Source organism: Nitrospira sp. BLG_2 (genome assembly GCF_049222245.1).
The window spans coordinates 1-2,864 of record NZ_JBLYIG010000337.1 but is presented as its reverse complement, the minus strand read 5'-3'; the positions used below and the strand labels follow the sequence as shown (position 1 = coordinate 2,864).

At 59.5% G+C, this 2,864-nt stretch carries 3 protein-coding genes; all 3 read left to right on the top strand.

Going from position 1 to position 2,864, the window contains the following annotated elements; translation table 11 throughout:
• Nucleotides 1-672: AAA family ATPase (locus ACOSYY_RS09280; RefSeq protein ID WP_421661986.1), on the top strand; the 672-nt coding region annotated here is incomplete at its 5' end.
• A 41-nt stretch (nt 673-713) separates the two neighbouring features.
• Nucleotides 714-1,832, top strand: a complete 1,119-nt coding sequence (locus tag ACOSYY_RS09275; protein WP_421661985.1) for a DUF58 domain-containing protein — start codon at nt 714-716, stop codon at nt 1,830-1,832.
• Nucleotides 1,822-2,864 (top strand): TgpA N-terminal domain-containing protein (locus tag ACOSYY_RS09270; RefSeq protein WP_421661984.1); only part of this gene is annotated, 1,043 nt, incomplete at its 3' end. The genes ACOSYY_RS09275 and ACOSYY_RS09270, both read left to right, overlap by 11 nt.

The window sequence follows — 2,864 nt, the reverse complement described above, 5'->3', positions numbered from 1 at the left end:
GAATTCATGCCTGGTCCAATTTTCGCCAACATCGTGCTCGCGGATGAAATCAATCGGACCACGCCGAAGACGCAAAGCAGTCTTTTGGAAGCGATGAGCGAAGCGCAGATTTCGTTCGACAATAAGACGTATCCTTTGAATCAACCCTTCATGGTCATCGCGACGCAAAACCCCGCCGAGTACCACGGCACGTTTCCCCTCCCGGAGTCACAGCTGGATCGGTTCTTGATGCGGCTTCGCATCGGCTATCCCTCGCCGGAAGAAGAAAAAAAGGTCCTCGACCGGCCGCAATCGCTCCACCCGGCGGAGGAGCTCCAACCGCTGCTGGCGGCGCATGATGTCCTGCTGCTCCAGGAACGAGTCGACCATGTGCTCATGGAGGAGAGCATCACGGACTATCTGTTGGCCATTGTCCAAAGCACCAGGCAGTCGGACCTCTTGTCATTGGGGGTGAGCACCAGAGGCGCCTTGGCGTTGAGCCGGGCCGCCAAAGCGCTGTCGCTCGTTCGCGGCCGGACCTATTGTCTACCGGACGACATCAAGGAGCTGGCTCCCATCGTGCTGTCTCACCGCATTATGGTCGCCCGCGCGCAGGGTGTGAGTCAGCGAAGTTTCGAGCAAGCTGAGCGGATCATCCAGGATCTCATCGACACGATTCCCGTCCCTGTGTAAGTCTTCACGAAGCCCCTGTCCCGACGGGGGACTGGTGGTGCATGCCGCTTCAATACCCTTCCATGGCCCCACGGTTGTTTCGCCGGCGCTCGACGCGCATCACGTCAGAAGGCGTTCAATTCCTGCTTTTTACTCTGGCGATCGGCATCGCGGCGATCAATACCGGCAACAATCTCTTCTATCTGTTGCTCGCGATGATGCTGAGCCTCATTTTGATCTCGGGAATCGTGGCGGAACACTCCTTGCGCCGGCTGGAATTCCACCGCCATCTCCCCGATCATCTCATCGTGAATGAATCGGCCACCGCCACGCTGGTCGTGAAGAACGGGAAGTCCCGGCTCCCGAGCTTTTCCTTGAGGCTGTTCGATGTCAGCGAGGGCCGGGAGTTGGAACCGAGTCTCGAGATTCGTCAACTCCTTCCGGGCGCGAGCCGGCTGCTGTCGTATTCGCTCGTTGCCTCGCGGCGCGGCCGTCTTGAACTGGACGGGGTCTGCGTCGGGACGGAGTTTCCGTTCGGACTCTTCATGAAACGAGCGTTTTATCAGCTAGGGGATACGGTCATCGTGTGCCCGGAGCTCAAGCCGATCAATGAGAGGTTGTTGCAAGGTCTTCTTACCGCCGGGGCGGAACACAGCGTCCACCGGTGGGGGCACGGCAACGATTTGTACAACCTTCGCCTGTATCAAGCCGGTGATGACTCGCGAAAGATTCACTGGCCGACGACGGCGCGGACGTCCCAATTGACGGTCCGAGAAACCGAAGCCGAAGACCAACGCCGTGCCGTCGTGTATGTACCGACCGTCGCCCCGGCGAGCCACGACACCGTATTCGAACAGGCTGTGTCCATGGCAGCCTCCATCATTCGGCTCTTGGCGCAACGCGGGTACAGTCTCCAGTTGGTCGTAGGATCGTCCCGCTCGGTATTCGGCCAAGGCGATCTCCACTTCTTGGAACTTCTTCGGATGCTCGCCCTCTGTGAACGGCAGTCTCCTCATGTGGAATCCCTCCAGCCGGGAAACCAGCCCCGGGAGCCTTTGGATGCCCAAGGAGGAACGATGATTGTCGCGCAGTCCTGGCTGGGACCGGAGGATACAGAGCCGAGACACCCCACCATTATGATCGACGGAGCCGTCATCGCCGGAGCATCGCATGCCATTTGATCAGGCCCTTCGCTTCGCGTCAATTTGGCTGGCCTCCACCTCCTTCATCGGGCTGACGCTCGGAGCCGGTCTGCCGGAATGGTTGGCTGCGCTGACCGGGGCGGCTCTGATCGTGGCGTTCTTACGGAACGGAGGAAGCATATCCACGGAGCGGTTCGCGGCGGTCCCTCCAATTTCACCCGGCGGATGGAATCTTCTCGTGATCGCCGGCTTTCTGGGATTCTGGGTGGATCTGCTGTGGATCTCGGGTGAGCTCCTTCCGGCAGGCATTCACTTCCTCATGGTCCTCATGATCATCAAACTGTTCAACCTCAAGCTTCGTCGCGACTATTTGCATCTCTACGCCATCAGCCTCGTGGCGATCCTGACTTCCGGGTCCCTCACGACGGATCTGTGGTACCTCCCGATTTTCCTGCTCTATCTGTTAGCCGCGGTATGGACTCTATTGCTGTTTCAGCTGACCAAGCATCCGGAGGAAACCGGAACGCTCACGCCACCGGCCCCCTTTCGGGCGCCACGTCATCCATCAACCGGCTATGTGACACCGCAACTCTTTTGGCTTGCCAACGGGCTTGCCCTTGCAACGTTTGGCCTGACGTTGGCGATCTTCTTTGCGATTCCACGGGTCAGCGCGGGGTTCTATCAAAAAGGATTCGGGGAGAACATCCGCACGTCGGGATTCTCGGAAACGGTGAACTTGGGGGAAATCGGCCCCGTCAAGCGGGATCCCAGCATCGTGATGCGGGTTGAATTGTCCGATGGCGCGCGGCGCGAAGCGGCCGGGTTGTACCTCCGCGGTGTGGCATTCGATCAATACGATGGCAAGACCTGGACAAACCGGCTGAACTATCGGCGAGCCGTGAGCGAAGACGGGATGGGGCGGTTTGTTCTTCGCGGGAATCGATCTCACCAGCCCTCCCCGCCCGGCGAAACCATCCGGCAGACTACCCTTTTGGAACCGCTCGACACCCCCGTCCTGTTTGCCGCGCCTTTTGTCGAGACAGTCGCCGGGAAGTTTCCCGGCGTCCAGTC